Annotated in this window: 22 protein-coding genes and 1 riboswitch; of the genes, 14 read left to right on the top strand and 8 right to left on the bottom strand. The window is 72.2% G+C overall.

Annotated features, from left to right (window positions below):
* Nucleotides 1-47 precede the first annotated feature (47 nt).
* Both OHA65_RS08010 and OHA65_RS08005 read right to left on the bottom strand, forming a co-directional pair.
* On the bottom strand, nt 48-1460 hold the full coding sequence (locus OHA65_RS08010) for a uracil-xanthine permease family protein (RefSeq protein ID WP_405761659.1): 1413 nt from the start codon (nt 1458-1460) through the stop codon (nt 48-50).
* A 63-nt stretch (nt 1461-1523) separates the two neighbouring features.
* On the bottom strand, nt 1524-2738 hold the full coding sequence (locus tag OHA65_RS08005) for an MFS transporter (RefSeq protein WP_328762129.1): 1215 nt from the start codon (nt 2736-2738) through the stop codon (nt 1524-1526).
* A gap of 55 nt (nt 2739-2793) precedes the next feature.
* Here OHA65_RS08005 and OHA65_RS08000 point away from each other — a divergent pair, with 55 nt between their 5' ends.
* Nucleotides 2794-3954 (top strand): ROK family protein, encoded by a 1161-nt coding sequence (locus tag OHA65_RS08000; RefSeq protein WP_405761656.1) that lies wholly within the window; start codon nt 2794-2796, stop codon nt 3952-3954.
* A 42-nt stretch (nt 3955-3996) separates the two neighbouring features.
* Here OHA65_RS08000 and OHA65_RS07995 read toward each other — a convergent pair whose 3' ends face one another.
* The 4 genes from OHA65_RS07995 to OHA65_RS07980 all read right to left on the bottom strand — a co-directional run bounded on the left by OHA65_RS07995 (nt 3997) and on the right by OHA65_RS07980 (nt 9306).
* A complete protein-coding gene (locus tag OHA65_RS07995) occupies nt 3997-4992 on the bottom strand; it encodes a CorA family divalent cation transporter (protein WP_405761653.1) in 996 nt (331 codons plus the stop codon).
* Between the two features lie 115 nt (nt 4993-5107).
* Nucleotides 5108-5863, bottom strand: a complete 756-nt coding sequence (locus OHA65_RS07990) for an SDR family oxidoreductase (protein ID WP_405761650.1) — start codon at nt 5861-5863, stop codon at nt 5108-5110.
* A gap of 61 nt (nt 5864-5924) precedes the next feature.
* Entirely contained in the window at nt 5925-6824 is a 900-nt protein-coding gene (locus tag OHA65_RS07985; protein ID WP_405761647.1) for an RNA polymerase sigma-70 factor, read from the bottom strand.
* 112 nt (nt 6825-6936) lie between these two features.
* Complete coding sequence (locus OHA65_RS07980) at nt 6937-9306, bottom strand: chitinase C-terminal domain-containing protein (RefSeq protein WP_405761645.1); 2370 nt, start codon at nt 9304-9306, stop codon at nt 6937-6939.
* 279 nt (nt 9307-9585) lie between these two features.
* Nucleotides 9586-9715, top strand: a riboswitch (FMN riboswitch).
* Between the two features lie 223 nt (nt 9716-9938).
* Between OHA65_RS07980 and ribD the strand changes: the two genes are divergently transcribed.
* From ribD to OHA65_RS07930, 10 genes are all read left to right on the top strand, one after another.
* Entirely contained in the window at nt 9939-11018 is a 1080-nt protein-coding gene (gene ribD, locus OHA65_RS07975; protein ID WP_328765153.1) for a bifunctional diaminohydroxyphosphoribosylaminopyrimidine deaminase/5-amino-6-(5-phosphoribosylamino)uracil reductase RibD, read from the top strand.
* Nucleotides 11019-11657, top strand: coding sequence for a riboflavin synthase (locus OHA65_RS07970; protein WP_327282427.1), 639 nt, complete (start codon nt 11019-11021; stop codon nt 11655-11657).
* A complete protein-coding gene (locus OHA65_RS07965; RefSeq protein ID WP_328762123.1) occupies nt 11654-12307 on the top strand; it encodes a nicotinamide mononucleotide transporter family protein in 654 nt (217 codons plus the stop codon). Before OHA65_RS07970 ends, OHA65_RS07965 begins: the two co-directional genes overlap by 4 nt.
* Nucleotides 12304-13596, top strand: coding sequence for a bifunctional 3,4-dihydroxy-2-butanone-4-phosphate synthase/GTP cyclohydrolase II (locus OHA65_RS07960; protein WP_327282425.1), 1293 nt, complete (start codon nt 12304-12306; stop codon nt 13594-13596). The genes OHA65_RS07965 and OHA65_RS07960 overlap by 4 nt, the downstream gene beginning before the upstream one ends.
* Before the next feature lie 75 nt (nt 13597-13671).
* Nucleotides 13672-14157, top strand: coding sequence for a 6,7-dimethyl-8-ribityllumazine synthase (gene ribH / locus OHA65_RS07955; RefSeq protein ID WP_266631219.1), 486 nt, complete (start codon nt 13672-13674; stop codon nt 14155-14157).
* Nucleotides 14158-14192: 35 nt separating this feature from the next.
* Nucleotides 14193-14474: a phosphoribosyl-ATP diphosphatase gene (locus tag OHA65_RS07950; RefSeq protein ID WP_327282424.1), complete on the top strand. Its 282-nt coding sequence runs from the start codon at nt 14193-14195 to the stop codon at nt 14472-14474.
* A 79-nt stretch (nt 14475-14553) separates the two neighbouring features.
* Entirely contained in the window at nt 14554-15402 is an 849-nt protein-coding gene (gene hisG / locus OHA65_RS07945) for an ATP phosphoribosyltransferase (RefSeq protein ID WP_327282423.1), read from the top strand.
* A gap of 53 nt (nt 15403-15455) precedes the next feature.
* Nucleotides 15456-15920, top strand: a complete 465-nt coding sequence (locus OHA65_RS07940; RefSeq protein WP_327282422.1) for a PH domain-containing protein — start codon at nt 15456-15458, stop codon at nt 15918-15920.
* A gap of 285 nt (nt 15921-16205) precedes the next feature.
* Entirely contained in the window at nt 16206-17648 is a 1443-nt protein-coding gene (locus tag OHA65_RS07935) for a hemolysin family protein (protein WP_327282421.1), read from the top strand.
* Entirely contained in the window at nt 17645-18718 is a 1074-nt protein-coding gene (locus tag OHA65_RS07930) for a hemolysin family protein (protein WP_327282420.1), read from the top strand. The genes OHA65_RS07935 and OHA65_RS07930 overlap by 4 nt, the downstream gene beginning before the upstream one ends.
* Before the next feature lie 52 nt (nt 18719-18770).
* Here the strand turns inward: OHA65_RS07930 and OHA65_RS07925 are convergent, their stop codons facing one another.
* A complete protein-coding gene (locus tag OHA65_RS07925) occupies nt 18771-20711 on the bottom strand; it encodes an AAA family ATPase (RefSeq protein WP_327282419.1) in 1941 nt (646 codons plus the stop codon).
* Between the two features lie 378 nt (nt 20712-21089).
* Complete coding sequence (locus OHA65_RS07920) at nt 21090-21725, bottom strand: uridine kinase (RefSeq protein ID WP_371646276.1); 636 nt, start codon at nt 21723-21725, stop codon at nt 21090-21092.
* 174 nt (nt 21726-21899) lie between these two features.
* Here OHA65_RS07920 and OHA65_RS07915 point away from each other — a divergent pair, with 174 nt between their 5' ends.
* From OHA65_RS07915 to OHA65_RS07905, 3 genes are all read left to right on the top strand, one after another.
* Nucleotides 21900-23336 (top strand): peptidase C39 family protein, encoded by a 1437-nt coding sequence (locus tag OHA65_RS07915; RefSeq protein WP_405761640.1) that lies wholly within the window; start codon nt 21900-21902, stop codon nt 23334-23336.
* Nucleotides 23337-23453: 117 nt separating this feature from the next.
* Nucleotides 23454-23876 carry an SPW repeat protein gene (locus OHA65_RS07910; RefSeq protein WP_327282416.1) on the top strand — a complete coding sequence of 141 codons (423 nt, stop codon included), beginning with the start codon at nt 23454-23456 and terminating at the stop codon, nt 23874-23876.
* A gap of 139 nt (nt 23877-24015) precedes the next feature.
* Nucleotides 24016-24168 (top strand): SCO1431 family membrane protein, encoded by a 153-nt coding sequence (locus OHA65_RS07905; protein ID WP_327282415.1) that lies wholly within the window; start codon nt 24016-24018, stop codon nt 24166-24168.
* Nucleotides 24169-24191: the final 23 nt, after the last annotated feature.

Here is a 24191-nt window from a genome sequence, read left to right as displayed (position 1 = left end):
ATCCGGGGAACTTGGCCGTGTGCTTCGCCGGTTCGGGCGAACCCGGCTCAGGAACGGGTGTCCCGCGCGGCCCGGTTCCCGTCCGCGTCACCCGCGTCGTACGCCGAGGTGCCCGAGTCGAGCAGCGGTTCCTGCTCCTTCAAGTGCGCGGGCGCGAGGTACCGCAGCGCGTGGTAGCCCGTGATCACCACGATCGTGCCGAGCGCGATGCCGCCCAGCTCGAAGCTGTCCGTCAGCTCCAGCTTGACGCCGCCGATGCCGATGATGATGCCCGCCGCGGCCGGCACCAGGTTCAGCGGATTGCGCAGGTCCACCCCGCCGTTGATCCAGATCTGGGCGCCGAGCAGGCCGATCATCCCGTACAGGATCACCGTGATCCCGCCGAGCACCCCGCCGGGGATCGCGGCGACGACCGCGCCGAACTTCGGGCACAGGCCGAAGAGCAGCGCGAAGCCCGCGGCCGCCCAGTAGGCCGCCGTCGAGTAGACGCGGGTGGCCGCCATCACGCCGATGTTCTCGGAGTACGTGGTGTTGGGCGGGCCGCCCACCGCCGTGGACAGCATCGACGCGGCGCCGTCGGCGGCGATCGCCGTGCCGAGTTCGTCGTCGAGCGGGTCGCCGGTCATCTCGCCGACGGCCTTGATGTGCCCGGCGTTCTCGGCGATCAGGGCGATCACCACCGGGAGCGCGATGAGGGTCGCCGACCACTCGAACTGCGGGGCGTGGAACGACGGCAGCCCGATCCAGTCCGCCTTGCCCACGCCCGAGAGGTCGAGCCGCCAGTGGTCGACGGCCTCCGCCCCGCCCACCGTCGAGTGGATCTTGCCGAAGAGCAGGTCGAAGACCCAGGAGATGCCGTACCCGAAGAGCAGACCGAGGAAGATCGCGATCCGGGACCAGAAGCCGCGCAGGCAAACCACGGCAAACCCGGTGAACAGCATGGTCAGGAGTGCCGTCCACTGGTCCTGCGGCCAGTACGTCGACGCCGTCACCGGCGCCAGGTTGAAGCCGATCAGCATCACCACCGCGCCCGTCACCACCGGCGGCATCGCCGCGTGGATGACCCGCGCCCCGAAGCGCCGTACGGCGAGCCCCGCCAGGAAGAGCGCCGCGCCGACCACGAACACCGCGCCCGTGACGACCGCACTGTCCCCGCCGCTCGCCCGGATCGCGGCCGCGACGCCCACGAAGGACAGGGAGCAGCCCAGGTACGAGGGGACCCGCCCGCGCGTTGCCAGCAGGAAGATCGCCGTCGCGACGCCCGACATCATGATGGCCAGGTTCGGGTCCAGGCCCATCAGGACCGGCGCGACGAAACTCGCCCCGAACATCGCCACGACGTGCTGGGCGCCCAGCCCGGCGGTGCGCGGCCACGACAGCCGCTCGTCCGGCCGCACCACCGCGCCGGGGGCGGGGGTCCGCCCGTCTCCGTGCAGGGTCCAGCCCACGCCGAGGCCCATGTTCCACCACTTCCGTACAACCGATTGATCAAGCATCCGGGCCGCGGCGCGGCCGACGCCATTTTACGGCCGGACACCTGCCGGCTCGTCCCGGTCGGCGGGTGCGGGGCCCGCCGTCACCGGCTTCTGCCGCAGTACCGCTGCCCCCGCGACCAGCGCGAACGCCAGCAGGGTGACCAGCGCGAAGGACACCACGAGCGAGGTCGCGTCCGCCACCGCACCGATCGCCGACGGCGCGATCAGCCCCGACGTGTACGTGATCGTCGCGACGCCCGCTATGGCCTGCGCCGGGGCCGGCCCGCTGCGCGCGGCGGCCGCGAAGGCGAGCGGGACCACCACGGCGATGCCGAGTCCGATCAGGCCGAAGCCCGCCATCGCCGCGGCCGGGTGGCGGACCGTCACCACGATCAGGCCGCCCGCGGTGGCCAGCACTCCGCCCGCCCGGACCGTGCGCACGGACCCGAAGCGGTCCACCACCCGGTCCCCGGCGAGCCGGGCGACGGCCATGGTGAGCGCGAACGCGGTGGTGGAGGCGGCCGCGAGACCGGCGTCCGTGTCCAGCACGTCCCGCAGGTACACCGCGGACCAGTCCAGGCTCGCACCCTCCGCGAAGACCGCGCAGAACCCGATGGCGCCGATCAGCAGCGCGGACTTCGGGGGCAGCGTGAAGTGCGGCGGCGCCTCGGCCTCCGCGGCGCTGCGCAGGTCCAGTACTCCCCGTGCGGCGACCAGTCCGGCCGCGGTCAGGGCCAGCGCGGCGACCAGGTGGTGCAGCCGCGCGTCGGCCCCGGCGTGGGCGGCGATCGTGCCCGCCGCCGAGCCGAGCAGCGCACCCACGCTCCACATGCCGTGCAGCGAGGACATGATCGAGCGGCCGAGCCGGTTCTCGGTCTCCACGCCGAGCGCGTTCATCGCCACGTCCGACATCCCGGCGGTCGCTCCGTAGACGAAGAGGGCGAAGCAGAGGGTGGCCAGGTTCGGGGCGAGGCTCGGCAGGATCAGGGACAGGGTCCACAGCGTCAGCAGCCCGCGTAGCGCGGTGCGCGCCCCGAAACGGTGGTTGATCCGGCCGGCCAGCGGCATCGCGAGCGCCGCGCCCAGTGCGGGGAAGGCCAGCGCCAGGCCCAGGGTGCCCGCGCTGAGCTGGGCGTGCTCCTGGATCCAGGGGATGCGGGTGGCGAAGGAGCCGGTGACGGCCCCGTGGGTGCAGAAGACGGCGGCGATGGCGAAGCGGGCATGGCGCAGGCGCGCCGGGCTGAGGTCTGTTTCCCCGGTCATGGGATTAAACTATCAGGGACCCTGCCTGATAGTTAGCATCGACGAGGTACCTAAGATGGGCGCCGTGACTCACGCCAAGGTGCTGACCCCCGCCGCTCCGTCGCCCGCGTCGCCGAGCACGGCCCGGGCCATCAACGACCGGCTAGCCCTGCGACTCCTACAGGAGGAAGGGCCGCTGACCGCCACTCAGCTCAAGGCGATGACCGGCCTGTCCCGCCCCTCGGTCGCCGATCTCGTCGAGCGGCTGACCGAGGCCGGGCTGATCGAGGTCGTGGGGGAGTCGGGCGAACAGCGCCGCGGCCCCAACGCGCGGTTGTACGGGATCGTCGCCGGCCGCGCGTACCTGGCCGCCCTGGACGTACGGACGGACAGCGCGACCGCGGTCGTCGCGGACCTGCTGGGCCGCCCGCTGGCCCGGGCCGCGCTCCCGGTGGACGCCGTCGACGAGGCCGTGTCCCGACTGGAGGCCCTCGCCCGGGAGGCCGGCGCGGACCGGCTGCACACGGTGGTGGTCGGGGCCCCGGGCCTGGTCACCCCGTCCGGCGGCGAACTGCGCAGCACCGTCGGACTGCCGGCCTGGCACCGGGACCTGGTGGAGGCCCTCCAGCGGCGGCTGCCGGCCGCGGTGGTCGTGGAGAACGAGACCAACCTCGCGGCCCTCGCCGAACAGCGCGTCGGCGCCGCGCAGGACCTGGACTCCTTCGTCCTGCTGTGGCTCGGCGGGGGCGTCGGCGCGGCGGTCGTCCTGGACGGGCGGCTGCGCCGCGGAGCATCCGGCGGCGCGGGCGAGATCGGCTTCCTCCCGGTACCGGGCACGGGCCGGCTGCCCTCCGCCACGGACTGCGGAGGCGGCTTCCACGCGCTGGTCGGCCGGGACGCGGTGGCCGCGCTCGCGGCGGAGCACGGCTACGCCGGACCGGTCGAGGAGGCCGTGGCGGGCGCCGCGGGCGAGGGCTTCCTGGAGGCGCTGGCCCAACGGCTCGCCCTGGGCGCGGCGGCCGTCGCGGCCGTCCTGGACCCGGGATGCCTGGTCCTGGCGGGCGGGCTCGGCCACGCGGGCGGCGCCGGGCTGGCTGCCGCGGTCGCCCGCCAGCTGGCCCGGCTCACCCCCGTGCCGATGGAGGTCCGCGCCACCGCACTCGGGGACCAGGCGGTCCTCACGGGCGCCCGCCTGGCCGCCCGCGAAGCCGCCCAGGCGGACCTCTTCGCGCCCTGAATCCGCGGCCCTGAAGCCGTGGGCCGCACCGGGCGGGACGGCCTAATCGTCGTCGTCATCGATGCTTTCGTCGTCGCGGAGCCTGCGCCAGATGCGGGTGCGGTGCAGTACGTAGAGCGCGCCCGCCAGGAAGACCACCTGGAGACCCACGGCGAGCACCCAGAAGATGGCCCTGCTCTCCAGCTCGTCCGACAGGTACGCGAAGTTCATGCCGAAGAACCCGGTCACGAAGGTCAGCGGCAGAAAGATCGTCGAAACGATCGCCAGCCGGTTGATCACGCCGTTCTGCTCGCCCGACACCAGTGAGGAGTAGGTGCCGAAGCCCCGCCGGGCGGCCTCCTGGAGTGCCTCGATCTCCGTGAGCACCAGCCGTGACGTGCGCTGGTACTCACGGGCGATCCGCTCGCGCTCCTCCGGGAAGTTCCGGTTCAGCACCCGGCGCGTGATGACCTCCTCCGCCGCCTGGTGGTAGGGGAGGAGCGAGTGGTGCAGCAGCGCCGCGGTCCGGCGCAGCCGCGCCAGGCGGTAGAGCTGCTCGGGCTCCCGCTGCCGGAACATCTCGTCCTCCAGGTCCTCCACCTCCAGGAGGGCCTGGACGGCGGAGCGCCGGTAGGTCTCCAGGGCCTCGCCCAGCAGCAGGAACATCGTGGCCACGGAGTCGGGGGGCCTTTCGCGCGGGAGGCGGGCGACCAGGCCCTCCACCAGCCCGGTCGGTCCGCGGTGCACCGTCACCAGGTACCGGTCGGTGGCCACGACGTGGAGGTGGATGACCCGGCCCGCCTCGATCGCCGGGACGACGAACGCGGCGGCGTCGCCGAGGAACTCGGCGCGGGCGGTCTCCCACTCCCGGCCGAGCCACGGCAGGTCGTCGACCTCCAGACCGAGCAGGTCGGCGACCGGCTGTTCACCGGGCGGGGCCTCCTCGGGCAGCTCGGCGTCCACGAGCAGGAAACGGGATGCCGCGAGGCGCTCACGGGCCTCGGACACCGGGGTGCGCCGGGCGATGCCCTCCGGCATGGACACCACCGAAACGATCATCGCCCCTCACCGTGGATCATGCCGTGGGTCGTTTATGTCGTTATCTTGCATATTGTCCCTTTCTGGGTCCGGGTGGGCGCAGGGAAGACTCCATCTGGCGGCCTCAGCCCCCGGCCTACGCGGCCTTCGCGGCCCGGGCCGTCAGGAACTCGGCGAAGGTGGTCTTGCCGACCGCGTGGGACGGGGTCAGGTTGCCGCCGCGGCGGAAGGCCGCGTACGCCTTCCCCGCCAGCGGCAGCGCGAACACCCTGCGCCGGCGCCCCGTCGCCGCCAGGTGGGCGCGGCCCAGCTCCACCAGCGTGCGGATCTCCGGGCCGCCCATGTCCGTGACCCGGCCCGCCGGGGCCGGGACCGAGAGTTCCGCCATCCGGTCGGCGACCTCCTCCACGGCGATCGGCTGCACCCGGACCCCTTTCGGTAGCGGCAGCGGCACCACCGGCACCTTCGCCAGCGCGTCCACCGCCATCGCCACCAGGTCGTGGAACTGCGTCGTCCGCAGGATCGTCACGCCCAGCCCGGAGTCCTCCAGCATCCGCTCGACCTTGTACTTCGTCGTGTAGTAGCCGAACGGGACCACGTCCACGCCGACGATCGAGATGTAGACGATGTTCGTGACCGTCCCGGCCCGCCGGGCCGCCTCGATCAGGTGCCCGGCGGCCACGTCGTCGCCGCCGCGCGGGGTGCTCGCGCAGTGCACGACCACCTCCGCGCCGGCCATCGCCGCGTCCAGCCCGCTGCCGTCGCGCAGGTCGACCGGATGGTCCTTCGCGTGCCGGCTCAGGACGCGTACGTCGTGGCCCGCCGCCCGCAGCCGGGTGACGACAAGCGCGCCGAGGTTTCCGGTGCCTCCGATGACGAGGATCGTGCTCATGGTGTCCGTTCCTTCCTGCAGCCCTGGAGGGGTGCGTTCACCAGCTGGGACCGGACAGCCCTCAAGAATGTGACAGTTGCCGCCGGAGGAATTCCAGCTTCTCCGGGTTGACCACCGTCCGCATCCCGCTGATCAGCCCGTCCTCGATCTCCACCTGCATGACCGCCGCCCCGCCGACGAGCAGCGCGGGTTCGCCGTTGACCTCCGCGAAGGAGACCGGCATGCCCGCCACGTACTTGCGCAGCGCGCCCACCAGGAACCGCGCCACCGTGTCCCGGCCCAGGATCGGCCGCCGGGCCGCGTTCACGACCCCGCCGCCGTCGGCCACGTACCGCACGTCGGCGGTCAGCATGCCCTCCAGCCGGGCCAGGTCGCCGTCGCGCGCCGCCGTCAGGAAGGTCTCCACCAAGGTCTGCAGCCGCCCCGGATCGGGCTCGAACCGGGGGCGCGGCGCGGCGGCCCGGCCCGCGGCCACCCGGGCGGCGGCCCGCCGGTAGAGCTGCCGGCAGTTGGCCTCGGTCAGGTCGAGCAGCCCGGCGATCTCCCGATGGCCGTACGCGAACGCCTCGCGCAGCACGTACACCGCCCGCTCCACCGGAGTCAGCTGCTCCAGCAGCACCAGCAGGGCCATGGAGACGCTGTCCCGCTCCTCCGCCGACTCCATCGGGCCGAGCGCCCCGTCCCCGGTGAGGACGGGTTCCGGCAGCCAGGGGCCGACGTACTCCTCGCGCCGGACGCGCGCCGAGCCGATCCGGTTCAGGCACAGGTGGGTCACCACCTTGGCGAGCCAGGCCCCGATGTGCTCGATGTCGCCGCGGTCGGCGGAGCTCCACCGCAGCCAGGCGTCCTGGACGGTGTCCTCGGCCTCGGCGGCGGAGCCGAGCATGCGGTAGGCGATGCCGAACATCCGGGGCCGGTGCTGCTCGAAGTCCGCGACGGCCGTGGCGTCCTGTGTGATCACCGCAGCAGCCTACGAGGAGTCCGCGGGCGGGACGTGCGAGGACCCGGTGGCCGCCGGGCCACCGGGTCCTCACGTTCGTCCGCCTTGGTTCACCCGGGGGTGGGTGCGGGGCTCAGCAGGCGCCCTGGTCCTTCCAGACGCCCCAGTCGCCGGTGGTCCCGGGCTCCTCGTTCTGCGTCCACCACTGGGCCTTCCAGTGGTGGCCCTTGTGCGAGACGAGCTGGCCGGCCGTGTAGACGCTGCCCGCGACGTACGCCGGGTTCGTGCAGGTCCCACCGGGCGGAGTGGTCGGCGGAGTCGTCGGGGGAGTGGTCGGCGGGGTCGTGGGGGGAGTGGTGGGCGGGGTGGTCGGGGGCTGGGTGGCGCCCGGCTCCACCACCGTCGTGCCGCGTGCCAGGTCGCCGGCGAGGGCGTACGTGGTGCCGGAGACGTTCACCGTCCAGTTGGAGGGCGTGGACACCGGCAGGTAGTAGTTGAACGCCAGGTCCACCGAGGCGCCGGGAGCCAGCGTCTGCCACGCCGGGAGCTTCAGCGAGACCCGCTGGAAGTCGCCCTTCAGCCCGCCGACGTTGTTGCCGCTGTGACCGGTGGAGATCACCTTCGTGCCGAACCCGGACTGGTCCGAGGCGTTGGCCGGGGCGGAGGTCCCGTAGTCGAACTGGAACTCCGTGCCGCCGGGCAGCGTGCTCTTCGTGTTGTTGGTGATCTTGAGCTTCGGGGTGATGGGGTAGTTGGAGTCGCCCAGCTTGAACTCGGTGAACTCCGTCTTGATGTCCACGGCCTGCGTCGGGAGCGTGCTGCCCGCCGTCTTCGCGCCGTACGGCGCGGCCGCCTTGAACTTGTCGTACATCAGGGAGGTGAGCGTGTCGCCCATCTCGTACTGCCCCTTGGCGGCGTTGTACGCGTAGTCGCCCGCCAGCTCCCAGACCATCGTGCCGCCGATGCCCTTGTCGACCACGTAGGCGGCCTTCGCAGCGACGGACTGCTCGTCCTCCGTCGACAGGAAGACCTTCTTCTGGTCGTTCCACAGCCACGGTGCGACCAGCGTGGAGTCGTACTTGCGGACGTAGGTGCCGGTCAGCGTGGTGTTCGCGGGGAAGCCGTACTTCGTGACGTAGTCGCCGACGACGCCCTTCTCCAGGTTCTTGGCGTGCCACATCGGGTTGGAGCCCGCGGGGGACTCGACCGCGTTGGTGTCCAGGTCGTGCCACAGGTTGTCGATGCCGACCGCGCCGTCACCGCACTTGGTCAGACCCGCGCCGGCCGGGCAGGTGGTCGCGGGGGCCTTGCCCCACAGGCCGTCCGTGCCGCCCTGCACGTTCTTGAAGCCGCGGGTGTAGTACGGCAGGCCCATGTTGATGCGGCCCGCCGGCATCGAGCCGCGGAAGTAGTGGTAAGCCCAGTCGGAGTTCAGGTAGCCGATGCCGCCGTACTGGGAGGTGGAGTAGACGCCGGCTGCGGCCAGTTCGCCGTCCTTGCCGTCGTCGAAGAGCGAGGCGTTCGGGCCGACGTACTCGTTCCAGGCGCCGTGCAGGTCGTAGGACATGATGTTGACGTAGTCCAGGTACTTCTGCATCTGGAACGTCTCCATGCCCCGCAGCAGGTAGCCGGAGGAGGGGGCGGCGACGGAGAGCAGGTAGTGCTTGCCGTCGGCGGCGCCCGCGCGGTCGAGCTTCTCGCGCAGCGACTTCATCAGGGCGGCGTAGCCCTGGACGAGGCCGCCCCGCCGGGCGTTGGAGAGCTGCCAGTCCAGCGGGTTGCCGGCGTCCTTCATGGTGGTCGGGTACTCGTAGTCGATGTCGACGCCGTTGAACCCGTACGTGCGGATGAACGCGACCGAGGAGTCGGCGAAGGTGTCGATGCCGGCCTGGTTGACGGAGCCGTCGGCGTTGGTGGCCATCGAGTAGAAGCCGCCGGAGGCGACGCGGTTGCCGTCGTCCCCGAAGTAGCCGCCCGTCTCGGCCCAGCCGCCGACGGAGATCAGCGTCTTGACGTTCGGGTACTGCTTCTTGAATTTGTTCAGCAGGTTGAAGTGGCCCTTGTACGGAAGGGCCGGGTCCATCTCGGCGCCCGCCACGCCCGGCCAGGTCATCCCGGTGGCGGCGTTGTTCGCGTTGTCCGCGCCGACCGAGATCTTGTTATCGGCGCCCACGTGGGCGAAGGCGTAGTTCAGGTGGGTGACCTTGGACCACGGGACGTTGTTGGCGAGGTAGGCGGGGGTGCCGTCCTTGCCGGTCCGCCAGCCGGTGAAATATCCGATGACGCGGCGCTGGTGGTCGGCGCCCATCTTCTCGCGGCCGTCGGAGTCGTAGACCGAGCAGTACGGGACGTCGACCCCGGCCGTCTTGTAGAGCCCGTCCGGGCGACAGCTCTCGTTGTCGGCTGCATGCGAGACGCCGGTGGAGAGCCCGCCCATCAGCAGCCCGGCGATGGCGGCGCCGGATGCCAGGAGCGTCGCTCTCGTACGTGTGGGGGACGGCATGGTGCCTCCTGGGGAGGGGAGGGATGGCGGGACGCGTGGGACACAACAGGCATGAAAGTGGTGCGTGTTGGCCCGTGACGTGCGCACATCTGACGGGCTGTCTCCCGGAGAGGGTGAAGGGAACGTTAAGAGGACTAGACCACCTCGTCAATAGGTCTGGACCAATCGTGGGCCCACTTGACGGACTCCCGCGCGAACCGCCCCTTGTGACCCAGGCCACAGCCCCTCACTCGCATGGCCTCGGATCACCCGTGGCAAACTGGCAGCAGTACCAGTAAGCAGCGCACTCCGGGGTCGGTGTAATTCCGAACCGGCGGTATAGTCCGCGACCCGTCCGCAGCCAGCGGCCGGTTGATCAGGTGAAATTCCTGGACCGACGGTGAAAGTCCGGATGGGAGGCAGTGCGCGGCGGGCCAGTCACCGGTACGCCGCCGTCGGCGGTTCATCGGCGCATCCCTGCGGATGCGGCCGGGCGGACCGTTTTTTCGGCCTCGGCGTCCCCGCGTGTGCTGTACCGCTTCATCTGTCGTATCCCGACAGGCCCCGGAGTCCGTGCCCGATCGAGGCAGGAGGACCCGGTGGCGAACCATGCCGCACCCGCACCGCACGACGCCGATGCCGACGCGCGGGCCATGCGCCGCGCCATCGAGCTCGCCGCCCGCGGCCTCGGCTCCACCAGCCCCAACCCGATCGTCGGCTGCGTCATCACCGACGCCGCGGGCACCGTCGTCGGCGAGGGCTGGCACCAGCGGGCCGGCGGCCCGCACGCCGAGGTCCACGCCCTGCGCGCGGCAGGCGGAGCGGCCCGCGGCGGTACCGCCTACGTCACCCTGGAGCCCTGCAACCACACCGGCCGTACGGGGCCCTGTGCCCAGGCGTTGATCGAGGCCGGCATCACCCGCGTGGTCTACGCAGTCCCGGACCCGAACCCGCAGGCCAGCGGCGGCGCCGCCACCCTGCGCGACGCAGGGACCAAGACCGAGGGCGGCTTCCTGGAAGCCGAGGCCTCGGCCGGCAACGCCGCCTGGCTCGCCTCCGTACGCCTGGGCCGCCCGCACGTGACCTGGAAGTACGCGGCCACCCTCGACGGCCGCAGCGCCGCCGCCGACGGCAGCAGCCGCTGGATCACCGGCCCGGAGTCCCGCGCCGACGTCCACCGGCTGCGCGCCGAGGCCGACGCCGTCCTCGTGGGCGGCGGCACCCTGCGCGCCGACGACCCGCACCTCGCGGTACGGGGCATCGACGGCGCCACCCAGCCGCTGCGCGTCGCCGTCGACACCCGCGCCGGCCTCCCGCCCACCGCCCGCGTCCTCGACGACGCCGCGCCCACGCTGCTCGTCGTCGGCGAGGACGCCGACACCCGGCACCTGCCGGGCGTCGAACTGCTCCGGCTGCCCCTGCACGACGGCCGCATCGCCGTCCACGACCTGCTAGGCGAGCTGTACGCCCGCGGCGTGCGCTCCGTCTTCCTCGAAGGCGGCCCCACCCTGGCGGGCGCCTTCCTCGAAGCCGCGGCCGTCGACCGCGTCGTCGGCTACCTCGCCCCGGCGCTCCTCGGCTCCGGCCCCGCAGCCCTCGCCGACGCCGGCATCACGAACATCGCCCACGCGGTACGCCTCCACATCACCGAGGCCGTCCGCGTCGGCACCGATCTGCGCATCACCGCCGTACCCGAAGCCGTCCCCACCCCCACCGCCCCCAAGGAGCACTGAGTGTTCACCGGAATCGTCGAAGAACTGGGCGAGGTCACCGCCGTCGAGCAGCTCTCGGAGGCCTCCCGCTTCCGCCTGCGCGGCCCCGTCGTCACCGACGGCGCCAAGCACGGCGACTCCATCGCCGTCAACGGCGTCTGCCTCACCGTGGTGGAGACCGCGGACGGCGAGTTCACCGCCGACGTCATGCAGGAGACCCTCAACCGCTCCAGCCTCGGCGCCCTCCGGGCCGGCTCCCGGGTCAACCTGGAACGCCCGATGGCCCTCGGTGGACGGCTCGGCGGACACCTGGTCCAGGGGCACGTGGACGGCACCGGCGAGATCCTCTCCCGGACGCCCTCCGAGCACTGGGAGATCGTCAAGGTCTCCCTCCCGGCGAGCCTCGCGCGCTACGTGGTGGAGAAGGGCTCGATCACCGTCGACGGCGTCAGCCTCACGGTCGTCGAGGCAGCCGCCGACCACTTCAGCATCAGCCTCATCCCCACCACCCTCGCGCTGACCACGCTCGGCATCAAGAAGCCCGGCGACCCGGTCAACCTTGAGGTGGACGTCCTCGCGAAGTATGTCGAGCGCCTGCTGGCCGCCGGCGTGAACCCCCTGACCGCCACCCCCGCCGATGCCGAGGAGACCGACCGGTGAGCGCCCTGACCTGGCTCAACGCCGAAGCCTTCACGGTCTTCGGCCAGAAGGTCATCTGGTCCGACATGATCGGCAACCTGATGGGCCTGGCGGCCCTCGCCCTCGGCTGGCGCCGCTCCATCTGGACCTGGCCCGCACAGCTCCTGTCCGGCCTGATCCTCATAGCCGCCTATGCCTCCGCCCACCTCGCCGGCGGCGTCGGGAAGCAGTTCCTCGTCATCGGCGTGGCCGCATGGGGCTGGCGCGCCTGGCAGCTCGGCCGGCAGCGGGCCCAGGACGGCACCCTCGCCGTGCGCACCGCGACCTGGACCGAGCGCGGACTGCTCCTCGCGGGAGCGGCCCTCGGCACCCTCGCCGTCGGCGGCCTGTTCACGCTCTTCCCGAACCTGTCGTGGAGCCCGTGGGCCGACGCCTACATCTTCGTCGGCACGATCGTCGCGATGGTCGCCCAGGCCCGCGGCCTCGTCGAGTTCTGGTTCGCCTGGCTCCTCGTCGACCTGGTCGGCGTCCCCCTCGCCTTCACCAACGGCCTGGCCTTCTCCGGCCTCGTCTACGTCGTCTACTTCGCGCTCGTCCTGTGGGGCGCCCACGACTGGTACCAGCGTTCGCGCACCACCCCCGCCCCGGCCCTGGAAGGAGCAACGGCATGACCACCCTCAAGCCCGTGCCCGACATCGACGCCGTCCTCGAAGCCGCCTTCCGGCTCGACCCCGTCGAGCAGGCCATCCGCGACATCGCGGCCGGCCGGCCGGTCGTCGTCGTCGACGACGAGGACCGCGAGAACGAGGGCGACCTCGTCATCGCCGCCGAGAAGGCCACCCCGGAGATCGTCGCGTTCATGATGAGCGAGTGCCGCGGCCTGATCTGCGCCCCCATGGAGGGCTCCGAGCTGGAGCGGCTCGAACTGCCCCAGATGGTCCAGAACAACACCGAGTCGATGAAGACGGCCTTCACCGTCTCCGTCGACGCCAGTGCCGCCCACGGCGTCACCACCGGCATCTCGGCCGCCGACCGCTCCACCACCCTGCGGATGCTCGCCGACGGCGTCTGCGAACCCGCCGACTTCGTGCGCCCCGGCCACATCTTCCCGTTGCGCGCCAAGCCCGGCGGCGTCCTGGTCCGCAACGGCCACACCGAGGCCGCCGTCGACCTCGCCCGCCTCGCGGGCCTGCGCCCCGTCGGCGCGATCGTGGAGATCGCCGGCGAGGACGGCGTCATGCTGCGCCTGCCCGAGCTGATCCCGTTCGCCCGCAAGCACGGCCTGACGATCATCTCCATCGAGGACCTGATCGCCTACCGCCGCTCAGAGGAGCCGACCGTGCGCCGCGAGGCCCAGGTCACCCTGCCGACCGCGCACGGCGACTTCACCGCGTACGGCTTCCGCTCCACCGTCGACGGCGTCGAGCACGTCGCCCTCGTCCACGGCGAGATCGGCGACGGCACGGACATCGTGGTCCGGGTCCACTCCGAGTGCCTGACCGGCGACATCTTCCACTCCCTGCGCTGCGACTGCGGCCCCCAGCTGCACGCCTCCATGGCCCGCGTCAAGGCCGAGGGCCGCGGCGTCGTCGTCTACCTGCGCGGCCACGAGGGCCGCGGCATCGGACTGGTGTCCAAGCTGCGCGCGTACGAGCTCCAGGAGCGCGGCCGCGACACCCTGGACGCCAACCTGGAGCTCGGCCTGCCGGCCGACGCCCGCGACTACGCCGCCGGCGCGCAGATCCTCGCCGACCTCGGCGTCAAGAGCGTCCGGCTGCTGACCAACAACCCCGACAAGTCCGCCGCGCTCGTACGGCACGGCATCACGGTCAACGACCGGGTGGCGATGCCCACGGAGGCGGGCGAGCACAATCTGCGGTACCTGCGCACGAAGCGGGACCGGATGGGCCACGACCTGCCCTGGCTGGACCAGACCGCGAGCACCTGCGGCAACCAGTAACCACGTACCGACACCCACCACGCACCACCCACCACACACACGAACGACGAACCACCAAGAACGAGGAGCACAGCTGTGAGCGGCAAGGGCGCACCCGAACTGAGTGTCAGGAACTGCGGAGACCTCCGGGTCGCCGTCGTCGCGGCCCAGTGGCACGAAAAGGTCATGGACGGGCTCGTCGACGGCGCCCTGCGGGCCCTGCACGAGCTGGGCATCGACGAGCCCACCGTGCTGCGCGTCCCCGGCAGCTTCGAGCTCCCGGTCGTGGCGAAGGTACTCGCCGGTCGCGGTTACGATGCCATCGTCGCCCTCGGAGTCGTCATCCGCGGCGGCACCCCACACTTCGACTACGTCTGCCAGGGCGTCACCCAAGGCCTGGTACAGGTGTCGATCGACACCGGAGTCCCCATCGGCTTCGGCGTCCTGACGTGCGACAACGACGAGCAGGCGCTGGACCGTGCCGGGCTTGAGGGGTCGAACGAGGACAAGGGGCACGAAGCGGTCATCGCCGCCGTCTCCACCGCTGCGACCCTGCGGTCCGTCAGCGAACCCTGGCGCTGAGTGGCGGCGGGGGACCCCGTATTCTGAGGACCATCATGGCGAAGAAACCCTCCAAGAGCTTCGAAGAGCTCTTCACCGAGCTCCAGCTCAAGGCCGCCAACGGCGACCCCAGCTCCTCCCGTACCGCCGAGCTCGTAGGCAAGGGCGTCCATGCCATCGGCAAGAAGGTCGTCGAGGAGGCCGCCGAGGTCTGGATGGCCGCCGAGTACGAGGGCAAGGAAGCCGCCGCCGAGGAGATCTCCCAGCTGCTGTACCACGTCCAGGTGATGATGGTCGCGCGCGGGATCTCCCTCGACGACGTCTACGCGCACCTCTAGGCCGCAGCCGCAGGCGGGTCCCCGCAGGTCCCCCCCACACCACCCACACCCATCGCAACCACGCACTGAAGGAAGCCCCATGCTGCGTATCGCCGTCCCCAACAAGGGTTCACTCTCCGGACCGGCGTCGGCGATGCTCCATGAGGCCGGCTACCGCCAGCGCAAGGAGTCCAAGGAGCTCGTGGTCGTCGACCCCGAGAACGAGGTGGAGTTCTTCTACCTCCGCCCCAAGGACATCGCGATCTACGTTTCCTCGGGCAAGCTCGACATCGGCATCACCGGTCGTGACCTGCTGCTCGACTCCGGCGCCAGCGCCGAGGAGATCCTCCCGCTGAACTTCGGCCGCTCCACGTTCCGCTACGCCACCAAGCCCGGCACGGCGAAGGGCCCCGAGGACTTCCACGGGATGACGATCGCGACCTCGTACGAGGGAATCGTCGCCAAGCACCTCGCGGAGCAGGGCATCGACGCCTCCGTCGTCCACCTGGACGGCGCGGTGGAGACCGCCATCCAGCTCGGCGTCGCCCAGGTCATCGCGGACGTCGTCGAGACCGGCACCAGCCTGCGCAACGCGGGCCTGGAGGTCATCGGCGAGCCGATCCTCACCTCCGAGGCCGTGGTCATCCGGGGCAACGGCACCTCCGCCGACAACCCGCAGGCCCAGCAGTTCCTGCGCCGCCTCCAGGGCGTCCTGGTGGCCCGCAGCTACGTGATGATGGACTACGACTGCCGCGCCGAGCACCTGGAGCGGGCCGTCGCCCTCACCCCGGGCCTGGAGTCGCCGACCGTCTCCCCGCTGCACAACGAGGGCTGGGTCGCCGTCCGCGCGATGGTCCCGGCCAAGGAGGCGCAGCGGATCATGGACGACCTGTACGAGCTCGGTGCGCGCGCGATCCTCACCACCTCGATCCACGCCTGCCGTCTCTGACCCGTACGTTCTCCCGATCCGTACGTCCCCCCGCAGAAGGCATCACCAGCATCATGGCCGAGTCCGCCGCCCAGCCCGTACTGCCCGACCTGCCGGTCACCTTCCGGCCGACCCGGACCCGGGTCGTCCTGTTGGGCGTCGGGCTCGCCATGTTCGCCACCATCACGGCGATCGCCCTCCTGCTGGAGAACCTCGGCCCGGGGGAGCGGATCAGCTTCGTCTTCACCGCCGTCCTGCTGACCTCCGTACTCGTCCTGCTCAGCCGCCCCAAGGTGGTCGCGGACGAGGCGGGCGTCACCGTCGTGAACCTGACCAGCACCCGCCGCCTGGAGTGGGCGCAGATCCTGCGCGTCAACCTCCGCCCGGGCGACCCGTGGGTGTTCCTCGACCTCAGCGACGGAACGAGCCTGCCCGCCCTCGGCATCCAGCCCGGCGTGGCCCGGCAGCAGGCCATCGGCGACGCCCGCGCCCTGCGCGCGCTCGCCGAAGCCCGGGGAACCGGGCCGCACCACCACTGAGCCGGCCGCCGCGCCGACCTCGAACGGTCGTCGAACGCCCGGTGAACGGGCCTCGAACGGCCCTGGAGCGGCTCTCGGACGAAGCACCGGAGCCGCAGCCGACCGCTGCGTCCCATTGCGGCGGCGATCTCAGTGACTACCCTGGTGGCGGGGCGCACCCGTGCGCCCTCCCACCGGCCCCGGGCCCCGAGGCCCGTGGCACCTGCGACTTGAGGAGTGACTCCCTCCAGCAATGGACGGATCGTCCGGTAGTACCCGCGCCGCCCTCCCCACGGAGGCGGCGGCATGACCATCCCGCTACTTCTGCTCGTGGCGGCATTCGCCCTGATCCTCGCCAACGGCTTCTTCGTGGCGGCCGAATTCGGCCTCGTCACCGTCGAACGTCCCGAGGCCGAGCGCGCCGCAGCTGACGGCGACCGCCGTGCCCGCACGGTGGTCGAAGCCCTGCGGGAGCTGTCCTTCCAGCTCTCCGGCACCCAGCTCGGCATCACCATCACCTCCCTCGTGGTCGGCATGCTCGCCGAACCGGCCCTCGCCGGACTGCTGGTCGGGCCGCTCGCGGCGACCGGCCTGCCCGCGGGAGCCGTCTCCGGCATCGCCGTCTTCATCGGCATGCTGCTCGCCTCCGCCGTCCAGATGGTCGTCGGCGAGCTCGTCCCGAAGAACTGGGCGGTCTCCCGGCCGTTGCAGGTGGCCCGGTTCGTGGCCGGCCCGCAGCAGGTCTTCTCCCGCGCCTTCCGGCCGGTCATCGCCGCCCTCAACGCCGTGGCCAACCGTCTCGTACGGGCGCTCGGCGTCGAGCCGGCCGATGAGATGGCCTCCGCCCGCACCCCCGGCGAACTGGTCTCCCTGGTCCGCCATTCGGCCCAGGCCGGCGCCCTCGAACAGGACACCGCCGACCTCTTCGTACGGACCCTGTCGCTGGGCGAGCTCACGGCCCAGCACGTCATGACCCCCCGCGTGAAGGTCAGTGCCCTCCAGCACACGGCCACCGCGGCCGACGTGCTCAACCTGACCCGCGCCACCGGACTGTCCCGGTTCCCGGTCTACCGGGAGCGCATCGACGAGGTCACCGGCGTCGTCCACCTCAAGGACGCCCTCGCCGTGCCCGAGTCCGAGCGCGCCCGCACCACCGTCAGCCGGATCTGCGTCGCCCCGCTGCTGGTGCCCGGCTCCCTGCCGGTACAGCCCCTGCTGGAGCGGCTGCGCAGCGAGCAACCCATGGCCGTGGTCGTCGACGAGTACGGCGGCACTGCCGGGGTGGTCACCCTGGAGGACATCGTGGAGGAGCTCGTCGGCGAGGTCCGCGACGAGCACGACCTCGCCGAGGACGCCGGTCCCGAGCTCGCCGCGGTACCCGCCGAGGACGGCCGCCCGTCCTGGGAGGCCGACGGCAGCTGCCGGGTGCAGACCCTGCGCCGGATAGGCCTGGAGGTGCCCGAGGGCCCGTACGAGACCGTCGCCGGCCTCGTCGCCGACCTGCTCGGCCGGATCCCGGCCCCCGGGGACCGCGCCGAACTGCCCGGCTGGAAGCTGTCCGTCCGCCAGGTCGGCCGTTACCGGGCCGAACGGGTCCGGCTGGTGAGGTTGCTCCCCGCCCCCCACCCGGCTCCCCACCCCGCCCCGGCCGCACGCCCGGACGCGGCTCCGGCCGCACGGCGGCCGGCGTCCCCCGAGCCCGGCCCCGCCGCCGGACACCCGGCCGACAGGGAGGCAGCGGTCCGATGAACGCACTGCAACTGCTCTTCGCACTGCTCCTGGTCCTCGCCAACGGGTTCTTCGTGGGCGCGGAGTTCGCCCTCGTCTCCGTCCGGCGCAGCCAGATCGAGCCGCTGGCCGCCGAGTCCAAGCCGGCCCGCCAGGTGCTGTACGGCCTGGAGAACCTGCCGCGGATGATGGCGGCGGCCCAGTTCGGGATCACCGTCTGCTCCCTGACCCTCGGCGCAGTCGCCGAACCGACGATGGCCCGTCTGCTGGAGCCGCTGTTCCACGCGGCGCACGTCCCGCAGGGCATGATCCACCCGCTGGGCTACGCGGTGGCCCTCGCCGCCGTCGTCTTCCTGCACCTGGTCATCGGCGAAATGGTGCCCAAGAACCTCGCCATGGCCGCCCCCGAGAAGACCGCGCTCTGGTTCAGCCCCGGCCTGGTCGCCTTCGCACGGCTGTGCGGCCCCGTCACCACCGCGCTGGGCTCCTGCGCGCACCTGGTGCTCCGCCTGTTCAAGGTGGAGCCCAAGGACGAGGTCGAGGCCGTCTACACCAGCGCCCAGCTCGGCCGGCTCGTCGAGGACTCCCGGCAGGCCGGGCTCCTGGAGCCGGGCGAGCAGGAGCGGCTGGAGGACGCCCTGGAACTGGGCAGCCGCCCGGTCACCGACGTCCTGCTCGCGCCGGAGCGGCTCGTCACGGTCGGCCCCTCGGCGACCCCGCGGCAGATCGAGCAGCTGACGGTCCGCACCGGCTACTCCCGCTTCCCCGTCCGCTCCGAGAACGGCGCCTTCATGGGCTACGTGCACGTCAAGGACGTACTGGACATGGAGGAGCGGGAGCGGGCCGTGCCCCAGCGGATCTGGCGCCGGATGCCCACCCTGTCCGCCACGCTCCCGCTGGACGACGCGCTCAGCGTCATGCGCCGGGACGCCACCCATCTGGCCCAGGTCGCCGACCCGGCCGGCCGGGTACTGGGCCTGGTCGCCCTGGAGGACGTCCTGGAGATGTTGGTCGGCGAGGTCCGCGACCCCGCGCACCGCGTCCCGGCCCGCCGGACCGGGCCGCGTGCCGAGGGCGCCCTGATCGGCTGACGGCCGATCCGCCACCGCTGCCCGGCAGGGGGCTCCCCCCGCCGGGCGGCGGTCACAGCGGCGGCGGCTCCGGGCGGTCGCGGTCCTGCGGGCCGCGGCCCGACAGGACCTCCCCGTACGCCTGCATCAGGTCGGGCAGCCGCAGCGTCGCCAGGTCCTCCCGGGAGGGCTCACCGGGGAAGCCCGCCAGCCGCAGGTCCCGGTACGCGCAGCTCTTCTCGTACAGGGTGCGCAGGAACCGGCCGTTGCCCAGCTCGTCGATCCAGCCCTGCTCCACCACGTGCCCGCTGATGCTGCGCAGCTCGTCCAGGGCCTCCTCGTCCCAGCAGTCCCCGTTCGCGTCGGCCAGCACCCCGCCGATCGCCGTCAGCTCCAGCGGCCGGTAGCTGGGGAAGTCCACCCGGCTCGTGAACCGCGAGGACAGCCCGGGGTTGGCGGCCAACAGCCGGTCCATCCCGGCCGGATACCCGGCGAGGATCACCACCAGGTGGTCCCGGTTGTCCTCCGCCCGCTTCAGCAGCACCTGGAGCGCCTCGTCCCCGTACGCGTCGCCCTTGCTGTACCCGGTGTTGGACAGGCTGTACGCCTCGTCCACGAACAGCACCCCGCCGATCGCCGAATCGATCAGCTCGTTCGCCTTGACGGCGGTCTGCCCGAGGAACTCACCCACCAGGTCCGCCCGTTGGGCCTCCACCAGATGATCCCCGCCCAGCAGCCCCAGCGCGTAGAACACCCGGCCCAGGATCCGCGCCACCGTCGTCTTACCCGTGCCCGACGGCCCGGAGAACACGAAGTGCCGCTTGGGAGGCTGCACCGGCAACCCCTGCCCGGCCCGCAGCCGCGCCATGTGCAGCTGCGCCGAGAGGGCCTTCACCTGCCGCTTCACCGGCTCCAGGCCCACCATCCGCTCCAGCTCCGCGAGCGCCTCGGCCAGCAGCGCCGGATCGGCCGGCCCGGCCGGTAGCCCTCCGGGCGCGGTCTGCGGCGGGACCGCCACCTTGCGGCGCGCGCCTTCCACCCGGCCCGTACCAGGAGCCCCGAACCGCGGATCCGGCTCCGGAGCCATCAGCGGGTCCGGCTCCACCTGCCCGTCCGCCGCGATGTCCTGGACGGGGCCGCCGCCGAGGGCCACCGCCGCGAAGTCCCCGCCGACCGGGGAGAGATCGTGTCCGGAGTACCCCTCGTAACCGGCCGCGGCGTACCCGGCGTACCCGTCGGCCCCGTCCACGTAGTCGCTGTCCTCGATCGCCGTCAGCCGGGCCGCCGTGTCCATGAACGCCGGGTCCACCCGGTGCACCGCCCGGTACAGCGGCAGCGCCGCCGCGCTGCGCCCCGTCCCCTCGTGCGCCCGCGCCAGCCAGTACCGCAGCTCCTTGCGCTGCGGCTGCTCGCTGCGGCAGCGCATCAACGCCGCCGAGAGCATCGGCTCGGCCTGCCCGTACATCTCCAGCCGGACCCGGGCCATCCCGCCGAACAGGCCCGCCTCGATGCCGAGCAGCGGATCGTCCACCAGCGGCTCGGTGTGCCGCACCAGCTGCTCCCAGTCCTTGACCAGGTAGGCCCGGCAGGCGTGCAGGAACCGGACCTGCGCGTCGGTGTCCACCGGCGGCAGCGCTGCCAGTGCCTGGTCCAGTTCGGGGACGTGCCGGCCGTCCAGCCAGTGCGAGGCGTGGGCCAGCAGGAGGTCCCGCCGGCTCTCCAGGACGGGCTGCACCCACCAGCCCAGCCAGTACCAGGAGTTCAGCGTCCGCCGGTGGCGGGCCCGCTGCTCGCCGAAGCGGTCGCGGTGGGCGTACATGCGCAATAAGGCGTTCGTGGTGTCCACCCGGAGCGCGTGCAGGCCCAGCCATGCATCGGCCATCGAGGGATCCAGTCGTACGGCCGTCCGGAACTCCTCCTCGGCCTGCGGATAGGCGCCCATGGTGCAGGCGTCCACCCCGCGCAGCCAAGCGAGTTCGGCCGGGGCGTGCGTGCCCGGCGTGCCGAAATCCATCACTTCCCCCACAAGCCTGCCCCCGTGGTGCACAGCAACCCCCGCGTCGCGCCCGCGAGTTGTCCACTGCGCCGATGAAATCAGGGGTGCATCGTACCTGCGGCTACGCACCATACGTAGGGTGCGGTGGGCACCGGTCAGTGGCGCACCAGGGGCGCGCGAGGTGACTCAGGGTGAAGGATCCGGTGGGGTCGGGCCCGCGCGGAGCGGGTGCGGAAGCCCTCCGGGGCAGAACGAAGCCCCCGATCACGGGGGAACGATCGGGGGCTTCGCGTCTGCTGCGGCCTGGAAAGACCGCACATTCAGAACGTAAGGCCGGTGCGGGGCCCAGGTCAAGCACGTCGGTACAGGCCCGCTCAAGTGCTCTTCTTGAGCGGCTCAGGCCCGGGGGAGTCCGTCACCTTCGGTGACGGAAGAGGCCCTTCCGGCGGTCGCATCCGTCCCGGAAGTCCACTCGTATCCCGTACCGCTCTGGCGTACCAAAGTGCCGGCGAAGGGGCGCGAAGGATCATCGGAGAAGTGCGCGAGCTCCGCGCGCTCCCATCCGTCCCAGAAGTCGGAAAGTTCACGCCCGTCCCGATTTCGCCCGCGTCCCCAGGACTGTGCGCGCGGTGTCTCCATCCACAGCAGCCGCGCCAGATGCGGGCGCAGCGCCCGCCGGCCCGCCCCGACCCCTTCGATCAGCAGCACCGGCACCGGCTCCAGCACCCGCTCCGGGCCGAAGCGGCGCTCCACCCAGTCGTACGGGGCCCAGTGGGCCGGCCGCCCGGCGGCGAGCGGCTCCAGCACCTGCGCGCGCAGCCGCTCCGGCCAGCAGAACAGCTCCTCGTGGGTGGCCACGTCGTCCAGGTGCAGCACCGGCGCCCCGCCCAGCGCCTCGGACAGCCGCCCGGCGAAGGTGCTCTTCCCGGACCCCGCGTGCCCGTCGATGCCGATCAGCCGCACCGGGCCGAGGGACGGCGGCAGGGCGGCGAGCTCGCGTGCGAGCGATTGAAGTGACTGCTGAGGCTCCACCCGGCCAGCGTATGGCCCCTCGGGGCGGCGCAGGGCGCACGGGTCCGGCGCGCGGCCCGCCGCACGGCGCCCGGCGTCACCCCCGACACTGCGCCGTGGCTTCGGTGCCCGGCGGGCGGGAACTGGAAGGGTGGGGAAGCCGATCCGCCGCACCGACCCTTGGGGGCCACGCCGATGACCGCACCCACACCGCGCAGGGCCTTGCTGGCCCTCGCCCTAGCCGCGGCCACCGCGGTCACCGTCCCCGGCGGCCGGGCCTCGGCGGCCGGGGACCGTACGGAAGGCGGCCCGCAGGCCGGACCGGAAGCCGCCGCCGGGGCACCCGCCGAAGCGGAAGCCGCCGCGGGTGCGTCGGCCGGAGCCGCCGCCCACCAGACGGTCGACAACCGGTTCTGGTACTCCTACGCCCACTGGCGGGCCGGCACCCACCAGGGGACCGCCGCGCGCTCCGGCGCCCGCCCCGGGCTGGTGATCGGTTCCCCGGCCGGCCGCACCGAGTACACCGACCCGCACACCGGGAAGAAGGGCACCTGGGAACACGCCTCCTGGACCTCTCCCGTGCACCGCTCCCGCGTGCCCGGAACCGAGGCGATCCCTTCCTGGAACGCCCACACCCCGGCCGGCACCTGGATCCAGGTCGAACTGCGGGCCACCTACGGAACCCGCGCCGCCACCCCCTGGTACGTCATGGGGCGCTGGGCCTCCGGCGACGGCGACATCCGCCGCACCTCCGTGGACGGCCAGACCGACGGCACCTCCACCGTGTGGACCGACACCCTGGCCGTCGACGCCCCCGCACGGGCGGACGGCGTACGGATCGCGGACTGGCAGCTGCGCCTGACGCTGTACCGCAAGCCCGGGGCCACCGGGGGGCCGACGGTGTGGCTGGCCGGAGCCATGGTCTCCGACGTCCCGGACCGGTTCACCGTCGCAGCCTCCGCGCCCTCGGGCGAAGCCCACGAGCTGAAGGTCCCCCGCTACTCGCAGGAGGTCCACAAGGGCCAGTACCCCCAGTACGACAACGGCGGCGAGGCCTGGTGCAGCCCCACCTCCTCCCAGATGATCATCGAGTACTGGGGTCACAAGCCCGCCCCCACGGACCTGGCCTGGGTCGATTCCCGCTACGCCGACCCGCAGGTCTGCCACGCGGCCAGGTTCACCTACGACAGCGCCTACAAGGGCTGCGGCAACTGGCCCTTCAATGCCGCGTACGCCGCCACCTACGGCGATCTCGCCGGGGTCGTCACCCGGCTCCGCTCCCTCGCCGACCTGGAGACCCTGGTCCGCTCGGGCATCCCCGCGATCACCTCGCAGTCCTTCCGCACCGAGGAGCTCACCGGTGCGGGCTACGGCACCGCGGGCCACCTGATGACCGTCATCGGCTTCACCGCCGCCGGGGACGTGGTCGCCAACGACCCGAACTCGCCCGACAATCCGGCGGTCCGCCGCGTCTACGAGCGGCGCGAGTGGGAGAACGTGTGGCTGCGCACCAAGCGCCACAACGCTGCGGGCAAGGTCGCCAGCGGGTCGGGGGGCATCTGCTACCTGTACGCGCCGGCCCGCCCGACGCCCGCCCAGATCCAAGCCCTGCGGGCGGTGGGAGTGCTGTGAGGGCGGCGGCTCCGAAACTTTCCGAACTTCCGGAAGTTCCCGTTGACCCCGGGCGAAGATAAGCGGAATATAAGGTCATAAAGGGCACATAAAGGCTTCTACAGGAGGCGGCCCGCCATGACCACCCACAGCATCGAACACCACCCCGACCTCGCCGAGATGCGCTCCCGGTTCGAGCGGGTCACCAGCACCCCCGCCGCCCAAGCCGTGGAGGCGCTGGCCCTCATCACGGGCCTGTACCTGGCGGCCTCGCCGTGGATCGCCGGGTTCAGCGGGCTCGGCCCGCTGGCGGTCAACAACCTGATCGCCGGCCTGGCGTACTGCCTCTGCATGAGCGGACTCGGCTCCGCTTATGAGCGCACCCACGCGATGGCCTGGACGGCGGTCGCCATCGGAGCCTGGACGATCGTGGCTCCATGGGTCATCGCCGGGGACGTCAGCACCACCCGCAGTGTGGTCAGCAACGTCATCGCCGGCGGTGTCGCCCTGCTGCTCGCCCTCTCCATGGCGGGCATGGCGGGCCGCAACCGCACGGCCTGATCCCTCGCGTGCCGGGCCCCGACCGCATACCGGCCGGGGCCCGGTGGCACGCCGGGGCGGGCGTGCCGGGGCGTGATGCGTGCCACGCGTGACGATCGTCTCTCCCGCGAAAGCCGCATACGCTGTCACATTGGACGGCATGACCGCACACAGCGCCGCCCTCACCGCCCGCGCCCGCAAGCTCGTCGGGACCGGCGGGCCCAAGGACGACTCCAAGTGGCTGGAGCACGTGCTCGGCTGGACGCTGGTCGTCGTCGTCGCCATGTTCGTCACCCAGGTCGGCTGGCTCTGACCCCGGCCCCGGCTCTGACCCCG

The sequence above is a fragment of the Streptomyces sp. NBC_00045 genome, from assembly GCF_045041095.1.
Classification (GTDB): domain Bacteria; phylum Actinomycetota; class Actinomycetes; order Streptomycetales; family Streptomycetaceae; genus Streptomyces.
Note: the sequence above shows the minus strand (reverse complement) of the source record. Positions and strands in the feature narration are given on the sequence as shown.